Source organism: Streptomyces sp. HNM0575 (assembly GCF_012726265.1).
Lineage (GTDB): Bacteria > Actinomycetota > Actinomycetes > Streptomycetales > Streptomycetaceae > Streptomyces.
The window spans coordinates 492,806-509,706 of record NZ_JAASAG010000003.1; the positions used below are offsets into that span (position 1 = coordinate 492,806).

Annotated in this window: 17 protein-coding genes; 10 read left to right on the forward strand and 7 right to left on the reverse strand. The window is 71.2% G+C overall.

Features of this window, described 5'->3' with window-relative positions; all coding sequences use genetic code 11:
- The first annotated feature begins 126 nt into the window (after positions 1-126).
- Genes HCC61_RS10105 through HCC61_RS10120 form a run of 4 tightly spaced genes read left to right on the forward strand, consistent with a single transcriptional unit; the run spans position 127 to position 2,086 of the window.
- On the forward strand, positions 127-543 hold the full coding sequence (locus tag HCC61_RS10105; RefSeq protein WP_169134954.1) for a roadblock/LC7 domain-containing protein: 417 nt from the start codon (positions 127-129) through the stop codon (positions 541-543).
- Positions 544-551: 8 nt separating this feature from the next.
- Positions 552-938, forward strand: coding sequence for a DUF742 domain-containing protein (locus HCC61_RS10110; protein ID WP_169134955.1), 387 nt, complete (start codon positions 552-554; stop codon positions 936-938).
- Positions 916-1,521: an ATP/GTP-binding protein gene (locus HCC61_RS10115; protein ID WP_169134956.1), complete on the forward strand. Its 606-nt coding sequence runs from the start codon at positions 916-918 to the stop codon at positions 1,519-1,521. The genes HCC61_RS10110 and HCC61_RS10115 overlap by 23 nt, the downstream gene beginning before the upstream one ends.
- Positions 1,511-2,086, forward strand: a complete 576-nt coding sequence (locus HCC61_RS10120; RefSeq protein WP_169135241.1) for a GAF domain-containing protein — start codon at positions 1,511-1,513, stop codon at positions 2,084-2,086. The genes HCC61_RS10115 and HCC61_RS10120 overlap by 11 nt, the downstream gene beginning before the upstream one ends.
- Positions 2,087-2,168: 82 nt before the next feature.
- Here the strand turns inward: HCC61_RS10120 and HCC61_RS10125 are convergent, their stop codons facing one another.
- Entirely contained in the window at positions 2,169-3,371 is a 1,203-nt protein-coding gene (locus HCC61_RS10125) for an acyl-CoA dehydrogenase family protein (RefSeq protein WP_169134957.1), read from the reverse strand.
- A 708-nt stretch (positions 3,372-4,079) separates the two neighbouring features.
- On the opposite strand from HCC61_RS10125, the gene HCC61_RS10130 reads away from it, so the two are divergent.
- A complete protein-coding gene (locus HCC61_RS10130; protein WP_169134958.1) occupies positions 4,080-5,021 on the forward strand; it encodes an alpha/beta hydrolase in 942 nt (313 codons plus the stop codon).
- Between the two features lie 89 nt (positions 5,022-5,110).
- Here HCC61_RS10130 and HCC61_RS10135 read toward each other — a convergent pair whose 3' ends face one another.
- Entirely contained in the window at positions 5,111-7,348 is a 2,238-nt protein-coding gene (locus tag HCC61_RS10135; RefSeq protein WP_169134959.1) for an EAL domain-containing protein, read from the reverse strand.
- Positions 7,345-8,166 carry an SAM-dependent methyltransferase gene (locus HCC61_RS10140; RefSeq protein ID WP_169135242.1) on the reverse strand — a complete coding sequence of 274 codons (822 nt, stop codon included), beginning with the start codon at positions 8,164-8,166 and terminating at the stop codon, positions 7,345-7,347. Before HCC61_RS10140 ends, HCC61_RS10135 begins: the two co-directional genes overlap by 4 nt.
- A gap of 610 nt (positions 8,167-8,776) precedes the next feature.
- On the opposite strand from HCC61_RS10140, the gene HCC61_RS10145 reads away from it, so the two are divergent.
- The 3 genes from HCC61_RS10145 (at position 8,777) to HCC61_RS10155 (ending at position 10,050) form a co-directional block, all read left to right on the forward strand.
- On the forward strand, positions 8,777-8,977 hold the full coding sequence (locus HCC61_RS10145) for a DUF2180 family protein (protein WP_169134960.1): 201 nt from the start codon (positions 8,777-8,779) through the stop codon (positions 8,975-8,977).
- Between the two features lie 145 nt (positions 8,978-9,122).
- Positions 9,123-9,482, forward strand: coding sequence for a DUF6343 family protein (locus HCC61_RS30615; protein WP_240968752.1), 360 nt, complete (start codon positions 9,123-9,125; stop codon positions 9,480-9,482).
- A gap of 67 nt (positions 9,483-9,549) precedes the next feature.
- Entirely contained in the window at positions 9,550-10,050 is a 501-nt protein-coding gene (locus HCC61_RS10155) for a hypothetical protein (RefSeq protein ID WP_206322295.1), read from the forward strand.
- Between the two features lie 120 nt (positions 10,051-10,170).
- Here the strand turns inward: HCC61_RS10155 and HCC61_RS10160 are convergent, their stop codons facing one another.
- Both HCC61_RS10160 and HCC61_RS10165 read right to left on the reverse strand, forming a co-directional pair.
- A complete protein-coding gene (locus HCC61_RS10160; protein ID WP_169134961.1) occupies positions 10,171-11,622 on the reverse strand; it encodes a transglycosylase family protein in 1,452 nt (483 codons plus the stop codon).
- Between the two features lie 228 nt (positions 11,623-11,850).
- Positions 11,851-12,627, reverse strand: a complete 777-nt coding sequence (locus HCC61_RS10165) for a DUF6227 family protein (RefSeq protein ID WP_169134962.1) — start codon at positions 12,625-12,627, stop codon at positions 11,851-11,853.
- 196 nt (positions 12,628-12,823) lie between these two features.
- Between HCC61_RS10165 and HCC61_RS10170 the strand changes: the two genes are divergently transcribed.
- Positions 12,824-13,468: a phosphoribosyltransferase family protein gene (locus HCC61_RS10170; protein ID WP_169134963.1), complete on the forward strand. Its 645-nt coding sequence runs from the start codon at positions 12,824-12,826 to the stop codon at positions 13,466-13,468.
- 97 nt (positions 13,469-13,565) lie between these two features.
- On the opposite strand, the gene HCC61_RS10175 is transcribed toward HCC61_RS10170, so the two are convergent.
- Together HCC61_RS10175 and HCC61_RS10180 are read right to left on the reverse strand one after the other, a co-directional pair.
- Entirely contained in the window at positions 13,566-14,747 is a 1,182-nt protein-coding gene (locus HCC61_RS10175; protein WP_169134964.1) for a zinc-dependent alcohol dehydrogenase, read from the reverse strand.
- Positions 14,744-15,016 (reverse strand): hypothetical protein, encoded by a 273-nt coding sequence (locus HCC61_RS10180; RefSeq protein WP_169134965.1) that lies wholly within the window; start codon positions 15,014-15,016, stop codon positions 14,744-14,746. The genes HCC61_RS10175 and HCC61_RS10180 overlap by 4 nt, the downstream gene beginning before the upstream one ends.
- A 66-nt stretch (positions 15,017-15,082) precedes the next feature.
- Between HCC61_RS10180 and HCC61_RS10185 the strand changes: the two genes are divergently transcribed.
- Positions 15,083-16,630: an FAD-dependent oxidoreductase gene (locus HCC61_RS10185; RefSeq protein WP_169134966.1), complete on the forward strand. Its 1,548-nt coding sequence runs from the start codon at positions 15,083-15,085 to the stop codon at positions 16,628-16,630.
- The last annotated feature ends 271 nt before the right edge of the window (positions 16,631-16,901 follow it).

Sequence of the window (16,901 nt, forward strand, 5' to 3'; positions counted from 1 at the left end):
CGTCCCCGAGCTCGCGGCCGTACGCATTCGCCGCGGGCCTGATTCCGAGATTCCGACGGACCGGTACGGGCACGGCCTCGTCCCGCCCGCTCCGCGGTTCCCGCCCTGAAGGAGAAGAACGCGATCATGGTGAGCGAAGCCCCCATCGGCCACTCGGCAGACCTGTCGTGGCTGTTGACCGGACTCGTACAGCGCGTGCCTCACACGCGCAGTGCGCTCCTGCTGTCCTCCGACGGTCTGGTGAAGGCCGTGCACGGCCTGGAGACCGACACCGCCGACCACATGGCGGCCCTGGCGTCCGGGCTCTACTCGCTCGCACGCAGCGCAGGCGTGCGCCTCGGCGACGGCGGTGACGTGCGCCAGGTCGTCGTGGAGCTCGACACGTCGCTGCTCTTCGTCTCGACGGCGGGCCAGGGCGCCTGCATCGCCGTCCTGGCCGGGCGGGACGCCGACGCCGCCGTGCTCGGATACGAGATGGCGATGCTCGTCAAGAGCGTCCGCCCCTATCTGGGCACGCCCGCACGCCAGCCGGCCGGCCACTGAGGCGCCGGATGAGAAGACGGCAGCCGTCAGAGGTGCCGTTGCTCGACGACGACGCGGGGCGGCTGATCCGCCCGTACACCGTCAGCAACGGACGTACGAAGCCCTCGGCCCAGTTCGACCTGCTGACCATGGTGATGGCCACCGGCGACCGCCCGTACAGCTATCTCGGACCGGACCACAGCCATGTGCTCAAGCTCTGCGGCGGCCCCGTCTCGGTGGCCGAGATCGCCGCGCAGATAGCCCAGCCCGCAGTGGTCACCAAGGTGCTGCTGTCCGACCTGGTGGACTGCGGAGCGATCACTTCGCGTGCTCCGGGACGTGCGCCGCTGGGCAACGACCCGACCGATCGACAACTGCTGGAGGCGGTGCTGGATGGGCTCCGTAGACGACTCTGAGGCGAGCCGTGCCGATCCGTTCCCTGCCGCGCTGAAGATCCTCATCGCCGGCGGCTTCGGCGTCGGCAAGACGACCTTCGTGGGCGCGGTGAGCGAGATCGAGCCGCTCAGTACGGAGGAGCTGCTGACCCAGGTCAGCGCGGCCACCGACAGCCTCGAGGGCGTCGAGGACAAGGCCACCACGACCGTGGCCATGGACTTCGGGCGCATCACGCTCAGCGCCTCGCACATGCTCTATCTCTTCGGCACGCCGGGCCAGGAGCGCTTCTGGTTCATGTGGAACGAGCTGTCCGAGGGCGCGCTGGGCGCCGTGGTGCTCGCCGACACCCGGCGCCTCGAACACTGCTTCGCCGCCGTGGACTTCTTCGAACGGCGCGGGATCACCTTCATCGTCGCGGTGAACGAGTTCGACAACTCCTACCACTACGGGCCCGACGAAGTCCGCGCGGCGATCGACCTCAAACCCGATGTGCCGGTGGTGCTCTGCGACGCCCGGGAGTCCAGATCGGCCACACAGGTTCTCGTCTCCCTTGTCCAGCATCTGATCAACACGAGGAGCTCCCATGGCACCGATGTCGTTTGACCCCACCAGCCATCTGCTGCTGACACCCGAGGACACCGAGGCGCCCAACAGGGTCGTGCGGCTGCGGGAGTTGGGCCTCGGCGAGGCGCCCGTCCCCGAGTTCGACGACTTCGCACGCCATCTCGCGCGGGTCACCGGCGCGCCGTACGCCATGGTGAACTTCATCGACGAGGAGCGTCAGTACTTCGCGGGGCTGTACGCGCCCGGCTCGGACCAGGCGGTCGAGCTGAACCCGGGCTCGGGGGCCGGCGCCGACGCGTCCGTCGGCCGCGTCATGGCCCGCGATCACGGCTACTGCCCCCATGTCATCGTGCGGCGCAAGGCGCTCGTGCTGGAGGACGTGTGCGACTATCCGCGCTTCGCCGGGAATCCGGTGGTCGACGAGATCGGTATCCGCTCCTACCTCGGTGCCCCGCTGATAGACCGCACGGGCATGGCCCTCGGCACCGTGTGCGTGGTCGACCAGGAGCCCAGGCCGTGGGGGCGGCAGGGGCTGGAGACCATCAAGTCGATGGCCGCTGACCTGGTGGAGCAGATCCACCGGCGGGAGCACCAGGGACCCTGAACGGCGGCCGGCCGGCCGCGTATCGGTGAGGTGTCCGTGGTGCTCCCGCGTGCTTCCGCGCTGCCCGCCCTGCCCGCGCTCCTCAGCCCGCGGGCTCCGGCTCCAGCCGCACCAGTTCGCTCAGCCGCTCGGACCAGGAGCCCTTGGCCGTCCCGAGGGCGACCTCCCCGAGCCGAAGCCGCTGGACGTCGGAGGTGCCGGCCGGGGCGAAGATGTGGTGGGCGTCGCGGAGATAGCGCTCGACGGGCCGGTCGGTGAAGAGCCCGCAGGCCGCGTGGATCTCCATGGCGTCCCGCGCGGAGTCCAGGGCGTACTCCACGTTCACGAGCTTGGCGTTCATCAACTCCGCGTCGCACGGCTGCCCTTGGTCGAGCAGGTGCACGGCGTGGTACGCGGCGAGGCGTGCCGTCATCAGGCGGGACTGCATCTGGCCGAGTTTCAGCTTGACGGAACCGAGTTCGCCGAGCGGAGCCCCGTAGCGCCGGCGTTCGGCGCAGAAGGCGGATGTCTCGTCGAGGATCGCCTGGTGAATGCCGAGCGAGACGGCCGTGAGGTTCGCCCGCCCGTACAGGACGCTGGAGGAGTAGGCGACCGCGAGGCCGTCGCCCTCCTCGCCGAGCCGGTTGGCGGCGGGCACGCGGCAGCCGTCGAAGACCAGCTCGCCGAAGCTGAAGCCGTGCAGGCCCATGGCGGGGCGCTGGCGGCCCAGGGAGAAGCCGGGGGTGTCCGACTCCACGAGGAAGGCCGTGAGGCCCTTGGAGCCGGGGCCGGTGCGGACCACGACGCCGTGGAGATCTCCGACGTGTGAGTTGCCGACGTAGACCTTGCTGCCGTTGAGGATGTAGTCGTCGCCGTCCCGCACGGCGGAGGACGTCATTCCGAGTACGTGGCCGCCGGACTCCGGCTCCGTCACGGCTATGGTCGGCAGGCAATCGCCCGAGGCAATTGCAGGCAGCCACGTTTTCTTTTGCTCTTCGTTGCCAAAGTGAATGATCTTGGCAACGCCGAGCTGTGAGGCCTGGACCATGGCGCCCATCGCGCCGCTCACCCTGGACAGTTCCTCGATCACCACCGTCTTGCCGACATGGCCCATGCCCATGCCTCCGTATCCGGGCGGCACGGTGGCGCCGATCCACCCCTGACGTGCGATGAGACGGGACAGGCCCACGGATGCCGCCCGGGTGGCCTCCATGTGTGCTATTCGGGGTTTGACCTCGGTGTTCGCGAACTCCCGGACCGCTGTGCGTAATTCCTCGTGGCTATGGTCCGTGAAGTAGCGTTCCATGACGAGCCCTTCTCCGCGGGTGCCTCCGCTTCCGGTTGGGCGGAGGTCGTGCACCGGCTTCCGACCCGCCCCTGGCATAGGCCGACCGCAATATCCTCCCTCGCGGCGCGGCCAGTTCAAGATCGCTCGCGCCTTTTGGCCGAAACCCTCCCTTTTGCAATCTCAACTGGCTTGTGTGGCAGGGCGGATGGGTCGTGAACGATCGGCACATGCGTGGGGCACCCCGCCAGCGTTACCCACTGGCATAGCATCGTTACCGCCTGCGCTCAGCAAAACAGGCCAATTGGCGGCAACTCGACACGGCCGTTACCGATGAGGATTCGTGGGGATGCGGCGTCCATCGTCGAAGTGTGCTGCGATTTGTACCGGCTGGTGACGCTGTGTACCGGCTGGAAGAGCCCTCGCCGGCGATGCGCCGCCGCCGGGTGCGGCGCACCCGGCGGGAGCACGAAGGCGGGCGTGCGCCGTATATGTCTCCGAGTGCGCTCGCCCCTCCGTGAGAGCCGCGAACTCCCCGGCGAGTAGCGGCGGTACGGCGTGGAGCGGACGGTTCCGGTCCGCGCACGCCGTACGTGCTCTCACTCCCGGAGCGCCGGGTCCCAGGCGCCGGCGCTCCGGCGTCCGAGCCGGGCGACCTTCACGCCGGACGCACCGGACAGTACGGTTACCGTCTGCAAGCGAACCAGCGGATGCGAGGAGGCAGACACCGTGGGCGGCGTACGGCAGGACCACACGACGGCAGCGGACGGCACCCTCCTCGCCACCTACACCTGGCATCCCGACGACGCGGAAGGCGCGGGCAGACTCCCGCGGGCCCTCGTCCAGATCGCCCACGGAGCGGCCGAACACGCCCAGCGCTACGACCGGTTCGCCCGCTTCCTGGGCCGCTTCGGCTACACCGTCGTCGCCTCCGACCACCGCGGCCACGGAGCGACCGCGGAGCACACCGGCGGATACGGGGTGGTCGGCGACAGCGGCTGGCGGGCGACGGTCGACGACCTCAAGGCCGTGGGCGACCGCGTGCGCGCCGAACTCCCCGACGGCACGCCCTTCGTCTTCCTCGGACACAGCATGGGCTCCCAACTGGCCCGTGACTACGTGCAGGAGTACGGGGACGGGGTGGCCGGGCTCATCCTCTCCGGCACCTTCCGCTCCCTGCCCGGCTGCGAGTCCGAGACGGCGATCAGGCAGCTGGAGAAGGAGATCGACAAGGGCGGCAGGGACGCGGTCTCCGACTTCGTGCCGGACCTCTTCAGCTCCTTCAATGACCCGTACACCCACCGCACCGGGTTCGAATGGCTCTCCCGCGACGAGGACGAGGTCGACGTCTACGCGGGCGACGAGCGCTGCGGGTTCGCCTTCAGCGCCGGGCTCTCACTGGACTGGGTGCTCGGCAGCCGTAAGATCAACGACCCGGAGCAGCTGGGACGGATCCCGCGCGACCTTCCCGTGCACATCGCCGTCGGCGACCAGGACCCGTGCAACCAGGGCATGACGCTGGTCTACGAACTCCTGGAGGACTTCCGCTACTTGGGGATGCGGGAGCTCGGCTGGAAGGCGTACGCCGACGCGCGCCACGAGATCCTCAACGAGACGAACCGCGACGAGGTCCACACCGACCTGCTCCAGTGGCTCAACGCGCACGTGTGAGGCGCCGTCAGGCGTGACGCCGGCGCGACGCGCCGGGCACCGGCCGACGCGGCGCGGTGTGCCCCAGCGCGGCGCCGGGCCCGGTGGGCTCACGGCACGACGGCGAAGCCCTGCTGGAACGTGGAGGCCGGGCCGGGGCGGGCGTAGTACCAGCCCTGAGCGGTGTCGCAGCCCAAGTCCCGCAGTTTCGCCGCCTGATGCTCGGTCTCCACGCCCTCCACCGTCACCGCGAGCCCCAGCGCGTGCGCGAGCGTCACGATGCCCTCGACGAAGGTGACGTCGGCCGGGTCGGCGGGATGCTGCTGGAGGCCCTGTGTGAAGGAGCGGTCCAGCTTCAGCGTGGTGGCGGGCAGCCGGCGCAGATTGGCGAGGTTGGAGTAGCCGGTGCCGAAGTCGTCGAGCGCGATCTCCACGCCCAGCTCGGCGAGTTGGCGCAGCGGCTTCAGCTCGTCCTCGTCCGCGCCGATCAGCGCGCTCTCCGTCACCTCCAGGCAGAGTGAGGAGGGCTCCATGCCGGCCGCCTCCAGCACCGCCACCGTGTCCGGCACCAGATCGGGGTGGTGGAGCTGGCGAGGGGAGAGGTTCACGTTCACCCGGAGCGGCCTGGACTCGACGCCGGCCGCGGCATCGGCACCCTGACCCTTGCCCTTCCCCTTGCTCCTGCCCTTCCCCTTGGCCTTCGAGGCGGCGGAGTTGCGCTCCTCGTGCCAGGCGCAGGCCTGCCGTACGGCCTGTTCCATCACCCAGCGGCCCAACGGGACGATGAGACCGGTGTGTTCGGCGAGCGGGATGAACCGGTCGGGGCCGAGCAGGCCGTGCACCGGATGCTTCCAGCGCACCAGGGCCTCCGCGCCGTCGACGTGGCCGTCGCTCATGCGGATCAGCGGCTGGTACTCCAGGAAGAACTCGTCCCGCTCCAGCGCGGAGGGCAGCCGGTTGGTGAGGCTGTGCCGGTCGATGGCGCGTGCGTCGGAGTCGGGGTCCGCCAGCTCGTAGCGGTTGCCGCCGGCGTCCTTGGCCCGGTACATGGTGATGTCGGCGCTGCGCATGACGTCTTCGGGGCGCAGCTCGCCGCTCGGGCCCTCGACGATGCCGATGCTCGCCCGTACCGACAGCTCGCGCCCGTCGACCCCGATGGGCGTCGCCAGGGCGGCCAGCACCTGCCGGGCCAGCTCGGTGACCTCTTCCGGGCCGGACGGGTCGGTGACCAGCGCCGCGAACTCGTCGCCGCCGATACGGGCCACGAGGTGCCCGGAGCCCGCCGTGCAGGACTGGAGGCGTTCGGCGACGGCGATGAGCAGCTGGTCGCCCACGGCGTGGCCGAGGCTGTCGTTGACGGCCTTGAAGCCGTCGATGTCGAGATAGCACAGCCCGAACCGCTTGACCTCGCCCGTCGCGGACAGCAGCCGGTCGAGCCGCTCGGCGAACAGCGTGCGGTTGGGCAGCCCGGTCAGCTCGTCGTGGGTCGCCTCGTAGCGCAGCCGCAGATGCAGCAGCCGGCGTTCGGTGATGTCCTCCAGCAGCGCCAGCTGGTAGCGGGGCTCGCCGTCGGCGTCGCGCAGCAGCGAGACCGTGAGGTTGGTCCACAGCACCGTGCCGTCGGGCCGCTGGTACGGCTTCTCCACACGGAAGTGGTCCCGTTCGCCGCGCACCAACTGCCGGTGCATGCGCCAGACTTGGGGCGCGTCGTCCGGGTGCACCCACTCGTTGACGTTCCGCCGGCGCATCTCCTCCTCGGAGCGGCCGAACATCCGGGCGAGCGCGCCGTTGGCGTCCCGGATGCGGCCGTCCATGTCGGCGATGGAGATGCCGATGGTGGCGCCGTTGAAGACGGCGCGGAAGCGGGTCTCGCTGGCGTGCAGCGCCTCCTCCACGGCGGTCTGCGCGGCGAGCGCGGCCCGGGAGAGGGACTCCTGCTCGCTGAGGGTGCGGTCGCGCAGCGCACGCGTGAAGCCCGCGGCGATGGAGTGCTGGAGGCGGGAGCAGCGGGCCCGTGCCTCGTCGACGTCGAGCGTGCTGCTCTCCGGGTCGCGTCCGTAGAGGACGAGGTAGGAGTCGACGACGCCGAGCAGATGCGGCAGCGCGTCGGGGCTGGTGCAGTGGCCGTCCACGAGGGCGGCGCCCACCTCGCGCCCGACGGCCGGGGTGAAGGGGTGGGCGTGCAGCGCGTCGCAGAGCTGCACGGCCAACGGGTAGAGGTAGTCCTCCAGTTCGGCACGCGTCATCGAGGTCTGCGTGACCGGGTAGACGGCGCGGCTCCAGATGGTCGCGAAGCGCCGTAGTCCGTCCTTCTCTAGCCCTTCGGGCTCGTGCGGCTCCGAACTCACCCGAGGCTTCCCGCCTTGTGGCCCACCCCTGCGTAGCCGCTGAGGAGGAGCGGATCCTCCGACTCGGGCATGTCCTCGGGACGCCAGCGGGCGAGGGGGACCAGGCCCGGGTCGACGAGCTCGAAGCCGTCGAAGAACTGCTTGATCTCGGAGCGGCCGCGCGTGATCAGCGGTGAACTCGTCTGTCTGTACACGTTGCGGACGTCGGCGCCGACGTTGCGCATCGGGCCCTCGTCGGCCGAACTGTGCGACACCACGAGGAGACTGCCGGGCGCCAGGCGGTCGCCGATCTCCCTGACCGTCTTCCAGGGATCGTCCTTGTCCTCGACGAAGTGCAGCAGCGCGACCAGCAGCAGCGCGACGGGACGCTCCAGGTCCAGCAGCCTCTCCACCTCGGCGCTGTAGAGGATGTCCTGCGGGGAGCGGAAGTCGGCCGAGACGACGTCGGCGCGCTCGTCACCGTCGAGCACCGCGCGGCTGTGCGCCACGGCCACGGGGTCGTTGTCGACGTAGACGACGCGGGCGGAGTCGTCGGCCTGCTGGGCCACTTCGTGTACGTTGCCGAACGTCGGTATGCCCGAGCCGATGTCGAGGAACTGGGTGACGCCCTCGCCGATCGCGTAGCGGACGGCCCGGCGCATGAAGGCACGATTCGCCTGGATGATTTTCGGCAGCCCCGGCCAGGCCTCGACGGCCCGCTTCCCGGCTTCCCTGTCCACCTCGAAGTTGTGCGAGCCGCCCAGATAGTAGTCGTACATCCGGGACACGCTCGGCACCGTCAGGTCTATGCCCTGCGGGGCCCAGGCAGGACGTTCCATCTGGCTCTCCAGCTCGTTCAGCTCCACGGCTGCTTGCCGTCGGTCATGAGGCTACTGACAGGTGCGGGGCAGTTGGAAGGAATCGGAGACTCCCGGGCTTGATCTTGCCCCGCCGGTGCGGAGTTTCCGGGGCATAGCACCCTGGCAATTCGCCCCTGGCCGGAAGAGGGCGCCCGAGAACGGGATGAACTGGGCGGCCCTGCCCCTGCGTTGGCTTCCATGGCGTCCGGCGGCGCGGACGCGTCGCACGGATGAATGGCACCGTAACCCTCTTCGGTACGTGAGCGCTCAATAACGGCGGACCTTCTGCGCAAATCACGTACGGGCCGGGCCGTCTCGTGACACGGATCAGCACCGGCAGGACATCGGCGGTCCCCAACTTGGCCTGCCGTCCCGCGGCAACTGGGCCTGCCGCGCCGCGCGTTGGCGGCACCGGGCGGGCGCACCGCCGGCGGCTCCGGGGCGCCTGCCTCCATGGTCGCGCACCGTGCCGCGCACCGTCCCGCGCTCCGGAGCGTCAATCGTTTCCACGGCGCCGGCGGTGGCACCCGGAGCTGACGGGAGGGCGGCGAGTCCGTGTCCCGCCGCGGCCCGCGAGAGGAGGCCGATCATGAACTGCTATGACTGCCTGACACTTCAGGAGACCAACGCGGCGGTGGCGGTGTGCACCCGCTGCGGCGCGGGGCTGTGCCTCGAGCACGCGCACGTGGCGCCGCAGATCGTGCACGAGACCGCGGGCGTGGGCAGGTCCACGCACAGCCCGGACGCGCGCAGGCTGACGTGCGGGGTGTGCCACGAGGCCGAGGTCTGAGCGGGAGATCCGAGCGCTCGGGGCGGTGTGCAGGGGCTTGCGCGGGTGCCGTGGCGCCCGGCCGGTCCGCCGCCCGGCGGCCGTGAGGGCGCGGCCTGGAGGACACTGGAAGTGGCACACCCGATAGCGGGAAGAGGCGAGAGAGATGACGCTTCGCCGTCCCGGACAGCGGGCCGGTACGACGCACACCCCGCGTCCCCCACGCCCCGAGCCGCCGCAGCCCTTCGAGCGCTACTGGTCACGTACGGGCACCGAACCCGTCACGGCCCGTAGTGCGATGGGCGTACGGCTGGTCCTCGCGGTGCTGTTCACCCCGGTGTTCCTCGCCGCGACGGGGCTGTTCTGGTTCTGGATGACGCAGTCGGGGGCCGGAGACGTACCGGGCCCGGACTCGCTGCGCACCCTCACCGCGATCTGCGGAGGACTCGCGCTGTTCGCGGTGACCGATCTGATCGTCCTGCTGAGGCGGAGGCGCAGGCGGAAGCCGCCGCAAGCCTCCTCGTGAGGCGGTGCGCGAACGTTTTCGGCAGACCCACACGGGTACCGCCGGGTGGCATGACGGAGGATGCGGAATGACCGAGGACGAAGGCCACGACCCGGGGGCGGAGCCGGAGGACGAGGGGATCCCGGACCTTCAGGACGGCTCGCCCGAGGCGGAGATGGCCAGCGACCCCCAACGGGCGCCCGTGCCGGGGGACGAGCCCGTGGCCGTCGAGAGTTACGGCACGACCTTCACCGAGCAGGTGGAGGGTGAATCCCTCGACGAGCGCCTGTCGGAGGAGGAGCCCGACGTCGGGGACGAGGAGGCCGAGCAGCTCGCCGACGAGCAGGCGGGACAGCTCAGCGACGACCCGCTGTCGTGGCGGGCGGCCAACCAGGACACCTTCTCCACGGCGTCACCGGCGCAAGGGCTGTCGGGGGAGGAGACAGCCATGCATGTGGCGGAGGACGACGAGCGCGAACTCGGCCTGGATCTGGAGGAGATCGAGTCGGCGGCGGAGGGGCCGGACCACCGGCCCGCCCGTGTGGAAGGGCCGCAGCAGGTCGACCTGGACACCGACGAGGACCAGTAACGGCACTGGGGCCCGCGGGAGTTCGTCCCGCGGGTTCCGCTGTGCGGTGCTCTCGCCGTCGCACTCTCCGCGGGAGCACTCTCCGTTGGGCACTCTTCGCGGGAGCACTCTCCGCGGGTGTCACAGGCGGACGCCGCGCCCCCGCAGATAGCCGAGCGGATCGATGTCCGTGCCGTAGCCGGGGCCCGTACGGATCTCGAAGTGCAGGTGCGGGCCCGTCGCGTTGCCGGTCGAGCCGGAGCGGCCCAGGCGCTGCCCCGGAACGACGTTCTGGCCCGCGCGTACGGAGATCGCCGAAAGGTGCCCGTACTGGCTGTACTTGCCGTCGCGGTGGCGCAGCACCACTTCGTATCCGTACGCGTCGGCCCAGCCCGCCGAGACGACCCTCGCCGCTGAGACGGCCTTCACGGACGTGCCCGTGGGAACGGGGAAGTCCACGCCGGTGTGGTGACCCGAGGACCAACTGCCGCCCGAGGCGCGGTAGGCGGTGCTCGGGGCGACGCCGCTGACGGGCGCGGTCAGCGCGGAGGAGGCGGGTTTGCGTGCGGGGGAGGCGGCCTTGCGCTCCGGCTTCGGCGCGGTCTTCTGTCCTGCCTTCCGCTCCGCCTTCTGGTCCGCCTTCTGGTCCGTCTTCCGGGCGGTCCCGGCCCCTGACTTGGGCCCGGTCTTGGGCCCGGTCTTGGGCCCGGTCTTGGGCCCGGTCTTGGGCCCGGTCTTGGGCCCGGTCTTGGGCCCGGTCTTGGGCCCGGTCTTGGGCCCGGTCTTGGGCCCGGTCTTGGGCGCGGCCTTCGACCCTGACTTGGACCCGGCGCCGTGCTCCCCGCTCCCCTCCGGCCGCGGCTCGTCCGTACGGTGCGTGCCGTCCAGGTGCAGACGCTGACCGGGCAGGATCAGGTCCGGATCGCCGCCGACGGTGCGGCGGTTGCGCTCGTACAGGCCCGGCCAGCCGCCCTCCACATCGTGTTCCTCGGCGATGGCGGAGAGGCTGTCGCCGCCCACGACCTCATAGGTCGTCGCCTTCTTGGAACGGTCCGCCCTCGCCCGTTCCGCTCTCTCCGCGCGCTCGGCCTGCTCGGACTGCTTCGCCTGCCCGAACTGGCCTGCCCCTTCGGCCCGTTCGGCCCGCTCGGCGTCCTCCTTCCGGGCCGTGCGTCCCGCATCCGCCGCCGCCCGCGCCGGGCTCGCCTGTGCCCCTCCGCGTGAAAGCCCCGCCCGGGGACCGCAGTTGGGCCACGCCTTCGGGCCCTGACCAGTGAGCACCTTCTCGGCCACGGCGATCTGCTGGCCCTTCGTCGCGAGGTCCGCACGCGCCGCGTACGCGGTACCGCCGTACGCTTCCCAGGTGCTCTGCGAGAACTGGAGCCCGCCGAAGTAGCCGTTGCCGGTGTTGATCTCCCAGTCGCCGCCGCTCTCGCACGACGCGACCTTCTGCCAAGCGTCCTCGGGGGCGGCGTGCACGAGCTGCGCACCGACCAGGGGTAACGCGACGCCTGCTCCGCCCGCCGTGACCTTGAGCGACGTGCGGGACAGGGCGCCGGTACGGGTACGGCGGTGGCGTCCGCGAGCGGCCATGGCGGGACCTCCGGTCAAATGCGCGCCCCGTCAAGGGAGTTACGGAGCGTCAGTGGGGTTTACGGAGCGCGCCCACGATACGTTCGGCGCCGAAAAGGTCACAAGGGGTCACGAGAAGTCGCACAGAGGCACACAGCGTCGCAACAGCACGGACGGCTCCGGCGAAGAGGGCAGCGAGAGAGTGCCAACGGGGCAGCGGGAGCCGCGGCAGAAGCCGGGCGGGGACGGTCAGGAGCCGAGGTCGCGCTCGCGCACCAGGCGGTTGACGGCCCGGTCGGCGAAGCCCTCCTCCAGATAGACCTCGCACACGAGCGCGCCCGTGCCGGACAGGTCGTGCTCCACCTCGTAGAGGCTGATCTCGGAGCCGTCGGCCAGCAGGAACGCGTGCTCGTAGACGGTGCACCACACCTGCCACTCGTGCGCCAGCACCTGCGGCTTCGGCACGGGCAGGATCTCGTGGCCCCTTGCGCTCTCCAGCAGGCGGGCGACGTCCTCGCCGGGGCGGTCGTCGTTCTCGGCGCGGCGCAGCAGCCGTCGTGCGTGATCGGGGGAGCCGGTCTCGCTGTAGGTGCGGCGGCCGAAGGGATGGTCGGCCGTCAGCAGGAGTTCGACGGGCACCTCGCGGGTGGTGCCGTACCGCCTGCCGCGCGGCCCGCGGGCGGCGGCCCTGTGCGACTGCTGCACCCGGCTCTCGGAGCGGACCAGCGCCTCTTCGCTCTCGTACACCTCGTGCAGGACGCCCTCGCCGCCCGGACCCTCGTCGTAGCTCAGCTCCCACAGCGACAGCAGCTGTCCGTCGGGAAGCAGGAAGACGTGACGGTGGCTGCTGCACCGCAGGCTCGGTGCGGGCGCCTTGCGCTGCCGCCAGCCGTGCAGCTCGACGTGGCACAGCAGCGCCCCGTCGAGGCGGGCGAGGACGGCGTCGGAGACGTCGAAGGGATTCCGGGCACGCGCCAGCAGTTCCCGCACATGCTCAGCAGGCGTCGGAACTGCTTCCATGCCCATGGCGGAGCCCCTCCCCGGCATATACCACCTGACGATCCCCGCAGGCACACACCGTAGTCCGGGGAGCACTCTCACGGGAGAGGATTCGATGGAATTCCGGTGCGGGAAGCGGAACTTCCCTGGCGAGTGCTGTGTAGCTCCTTTGAAGGCGGGTACCGCGCCTCGCACAGCCCCTCGGCAGCGAGAGGAGGCCGCCATGCAGTTCCGTGACCGCCGCGAGGCCGGAAAGGCCCTCGCGGAGAAGCTGAGCGGACGGCGCGAAGACGGACGGCTGCCGGATCCCGTGGTACTGGCCCTGCCGCGCGGCGGAGTCCCCGTGGCCGACGAGATCGCCCGGGTGCTGGGCGCACCGCTCGACGTGGTCGTCGCCCGCAAGATCGGTGCTCCTTTCCAGCCGGAGCTGGGCGTCGGCGCCGTGGCGGGCGACGCGCCCCCCGTCTACGACCCTGTTCTGCTGGGGCAGTTGGGGCTGAGCGAGCACGAACTGGCGCCCACGGCCGAGCGCGAGCAGGCCGAGCTGAAGCGGCGCGAGGAGGCGTACCGGAAGGGCAGGGGTCCGCTGGACCTGGCCGGGCGCTCTGCCGTGCTCGTCGACGACGGGGTCGCCACGGGGTCGACGGCGCGTGCCGCGCTGCGGGCCGTACGCCGGGCCGGTCCGGTGCGCACCGTGCTCGCCGCGCCCGTGTGCTCCCGCGAGGCGCTGGAGCAGCTGTCCGGGGACGCCGACGAGATCGTCTGCGCGTACGTGCCGCCGGCCTTCGGGTCGGTGGGCTTCTGGTACCAGGACTTCCCGCAGTTGAGCGACGAGGAGGTGCTGGACATCCTGCACGTCACCAAGTGACGTCCGCACCAAGTGACGTCCGCACCAAGTGACCTCCGCGCGCGGTGCCGCGGGCCGATTCCGTACCGGCCCGCGGCACCGCGCCTCGTACCCCCGGCTACGGCTTGAACACCACCTTCACCGCACCGTCGGCCTTCTTCTGGAACATCTCGTATGCCTCGGGCGCCTGCGCGAGGGGCAGATGGTGCGTGGCGAAGTCGTCCACCCCGAGCACGTCCTCGTCCGTGAGCAGCGGGAGGATGTCCGGCACCCAGCGCTTGACGTTGGCCTGTCCCATGCGCAGCTGGATCTGCTTGTCGAACAGCGTCATCATCGGCAGCGGGTCGGCGGCGCCGCCGTAGAGGCCGGAGAGCGAGATCGTCCCGCCGCGGCGCACGATGTCGATCGCGTGCTGGAACGCGGCCAGCCGGTCGACTCCGGCCTTCGCGAGGGCCTTCTCGGCGAGCTTGCCGGGCAGCATCCCGCCCACGGACTGCGCGACCTTGCCCGCGACGTTGCCGTGCGCCTCCATGCCGACCGCGTCGATGACGGCGTCGGTGCCCCGGCCGTCGGTCAACTCCCGTACGGCCGCGCCGATGTCGTCGTGCTCGGTGACGTCCAGCACCTCCACTCCGCGGGCGCGCGTCCGTGCCAGCCGCTCGGGAACCAGGTCGATGCCGATGACCTTGCGGGCGCCGCGGTGCAGCGCGATACGGCACGCCATGTCGCCGATCGGGCCGAGCCCGATGACGGCCAGGGTGCCGTCCTTGGGGACGTCGGCGTACTCCACGGCCTGCCAGGCGGTGGGCAGCACGTCGGAGAGGAACAGGAAACGGTCGTCCGCGGGACCCTCGGGGATCTTGACCGGGCCGTACTGGGCCTGCGGTACGCGCAGATACTCGGCCTGCGCGCCGGGCACCGCGCCGTAGAGCTTGGTGTAGCCGAACAGCGGCGCACCCATGCCCTGTTCACGCACCTGGGTCGTCTCGCACTGGGTCTGAAGCCCCTGATCGCACATGAAGCAGGAGCCGCACGCGATCTGGAACGGCACCACCACGCGGTCGCCGGCCTTCAGCCCCTGGACCTTCGTGCCGACCTCCTCGATGACGCCCATGGGCTCGTGTCCGAGGATGTCGCCCGGGGTCATCATCGGTGTCAGCACCTCGTAGAGATGCAGGTCGGAGCCGCACAGGCCGCTCGACGTGATCCGTATGACCGCGTCGGTCGGTTCCTTGACGGCGGGGTCGGGCACCTCCGTGACCTGCACATCCCGCTTGCCCTGCCAGACGGCAGCCTTCATTCGTCATCACCTCCGTCGAAGGGCGCCCGGGTGCCCTTGGCGGCGCGGGCGGACACGTGGGTGAGGGCCGGAAACCCGCTGTCACGCGTGACCCGTGCGGCGACGGGCATCACAGCAGGGTCGGACAGCACGACGGCGGGCGGGAGCCGCAGCAGGAGCGCGGCCCGCGCCGAGTCACGGGGGACGGACGGCCACGCACGTGCGCGCAGCGGGAACGGGGGCGCGCGCACCGGCGTGCCGAGCCTGGGCGTGCCCGGCAGCACGCCCATGCCCAGCAAGACCCGGACGAGCCGGACCGGCCGGCGAGCCGCGGACCACACGAACGAGGAGCAGCGGTGACCACACTGCCCGTCGGTTACGAGTCCTACTGGATGCTGTCCGCGGGGGCCGCCCCCCATACCCCGCTTCCGCCCGGGAGCGTCACGGAAGTTGACGTCGCGGTCGTCGGCGGCGGAGTCGCGGGCCTGTCCGCCGCGTGGGAGCTGGCGCGCGCCGGCCGTGGCGTCGCGGTGCTCGAATCCGACCGCATCGCCGCGGGCGTCACCGGCCACACCACCGGGAAGGTCTCCGCCCTGCACGGCATCGTCTACTCGTATCTGCGCGAGAGACGCGGAACGGAGGACGCCCGGCTCTACGCCGGCTCGCAGCAGCAGGCCATCGACCATCTGGCCGATGTGGCAGGGGAGTTGGGGATCGACTGCGACCTGGAGCGGGTCCCCGCGTACACGTTCACCGAGTCCGAGCACCACGCCGACGAGATACGCGCCGAGGCCGAGGCCGCCCGCGAGGCCGGTCTGCCCGCCTCCTTCGTCACCGAGACGGGACTGCCCTTCCCGGTGCGCGCCGCCGTACGGGTCGAGAACCAGGCCCAGTTCCACCCGCGCAAGTACCTGCTGGCCCTCGCGGAGGATCTGCTGCGCCGCGGCGGCCGCATCCACGAGCGGACCCGCGTGACGGCGCTGGACGAGGGAGAGCCGTGCCGGGTGGTGACCGAGAACGGCGCGGAGGTCGTCGCCCGGGACGTCGTGGTGGCCACCCATTACCCCGTATTCGACCGGGCGTTGATGTTCTCCCGGCTGGAGCCCCGCCGCGAACTGGTCGTCTCCGCGCTGCTGCCCGCCGGGCAGGACCCGCAGGGCGCGTACCTCACTCCGGAACGCGGCACCCGGTCGGTGCGCACCGCGCCCTATCCGTTCGGGGAGGGGAAGCGGCTGCTGATCGTCACCGGTGAGAAGTTCACTCCGGGGACCGCCGGGCAGGGCTCGGTGAGCGCCGGGTACGAGCGGCTGGCGGCGTGGACGTACGAGCGCTTCCCCGACGCCCGCCTCGTCCACCGGTGGGCGACCCAGGACAACGACACCACGGACCGCGTGCCGTACATCGGCGCCTTCCACCCGGCCTCGCAGCACACCTGGGTGGCCACCGGGTTCGGCGGCTGGGGCATGTCCGGCGGCGTGCTCGCCGGGCAGCTGCTCACCGACTGCATCACCGGCCGGCCGCTGCCGCCCTGGGCGAGGCTGTACGAGCCGCGGCGGCTCAGCCCCCGTGAGGCGCCGGCGGTGCTGCGCTTCCAGTCGACGGTCGCGGGACGGTTCGTGGGGGACCGGCTGCGGTCGTCGTACGCCGACTCCGTCGACGAGATCGCTCCGGGGACGGGGGCGATCGTGCGGGTACGGGGGCGGCGCTGTGCCGTGCACCGCACGCCCGAGGGCGAGGTGCGGGCGCTCTCGCCGAGGTGCACTCATCTGGGCTGCCTGGTGCGGTTCAACGACGCGGAGGGCGCGTGGGAGTGCCCCTGCCACGGATCGCGCTTCGACACCGAGGGCAGGGTGATCCAGGGTCCGGCGACGAGACCGCTGGAGCGGCGGGAAGACGTGAGGTAGGGCGTACGGGAGCGGGGCGGAGACGGGGGCCCGGCTGAGGCGGGGGCGGGGCGGGAACGCGAGCGGATCTGCGGGCGGTCCGCGGGCGGACGCGAACCGGAGCGGAGGCGAACCGGAGCGGAGGCGAACCGGAGCGGCCGGGAACGAGGGCGGCCGGGAACGGGAGCGCCTCGTGGACTCCGGCCGCGGACCGCTTGTTCATCTGACCGGGTTAGCCGTGCGGGTGAGCCCGACGTAGCGCCGGGATCGGGCCACGGGCCGTGCCTAGCAT

What these genes read in the sequence shown, in the direction of transcription:
- HCC61_RS10170 (WP_169134963.1), top strand. Translation starts at nt 12,824, where the DNA reads ATGCAGTTCCGTGACCGCCGCGAGGCCGGAAAGGCCCTCGCGGAGAAG.
- HCC61_RS10175 (WP_169134964.1), bottom strand. Translation starts at nt 14,747, where the DNA reads ATGAAGGCTGCCGTCTGGCAGGGCAAGCGGGATGTGCAGGTCACGGAG.
- HCC61_RS10115 (WP_169134956.1), top strand. Translation starts at nt 916, where the DNA reads ATGGGCTCCGTAGACGACTCTGAGGCGAGCCGTGCCGATCCGTTCCCT.
- HCC61_RS10105 (WP_169134954.1), top strand. Translation starts at nt 127, where the DNA reads ATGGTGAGCGAAGCCCCCATCGGCCACTCGGCAGACCTGTCGTGGCTG.
- HCC61_RS10120 (WP_169135241.1), top strand. Translation starts at nt 1,511, where the DNA reads ATGTCGTTTGACCCCACCAGCCATCTGCTGCTGACACCCGAGGACACC.
- HCC61_RS10165 (WP_169134962.1), bottom strand. Translation starts at nt 12,627, where the DNA reads ATGGGCATGGAAGCAGTTCCGACGCCTGCTGAGCATGTGCGGGAACTG.
- HCC61_RS10180 (WP_169134965.1), bottom strand. Translation starts at nt 15,016, where the DNA reads ATGGGCGTGCTGCCGGGCACGCCCAGGCTCGGCACGCCGGTGCGCGCG.
- HCC61_RS10110 (WP_169134955.1), top strand. Translation starts at nt 552, where the DNA reads ATGAGAAGACGGCAGCCGTCAGAGGTGCCGTTGCTCGACGACGACGCG.
- HCC61_RS10125 (WP_169134957.1), bottom strand. Translation starts at nt 3,371, where the DNA reads ATGGAACGCTACTTCACGGACCATAGCCACGAGGAATTACGCACAGCG.
- HCC61_RS10155 (WP_206322295.1), top strand. Translation starts at nt 9,550, where the DNA reads ATGACCGAGGACGAAGGCCACGACCCGGGGGCGGAGCCGGAGGACGAG.
- HCC61_RS10160 (WP_169134961.1), bottom strand. Translation starts at nt 11,622, where the DNA reads ATGGCCGCTCGCGGACGCCACCGCCGTACCCGTACCGGCGCCCTGTCC.
- HCC61_RS10145 (WP_169134960.1), top strand. Translation starts at nt 8,777, where the DNA reads ATGAACTGCTATGACTGCCTGACACTTCAGGAGACCAACGCGGCGGTG.
- HCC61_RS30615 (WP_240968752.1), top strand. Translation starts at nt 9,123, where the DNA reads ATGACGCTTCGCCGTCCCGGACAGCGGGCCGGTACGACGCACACCCCG.
- HCC61_RS10140 (WP_169135242.1), bottom strand. Translation starts at nt 8,166, where the DNA reads ATGGAACGTCCTGCCTGGGCCCCGCAGGGCATAGACCTGACGGTGCCG.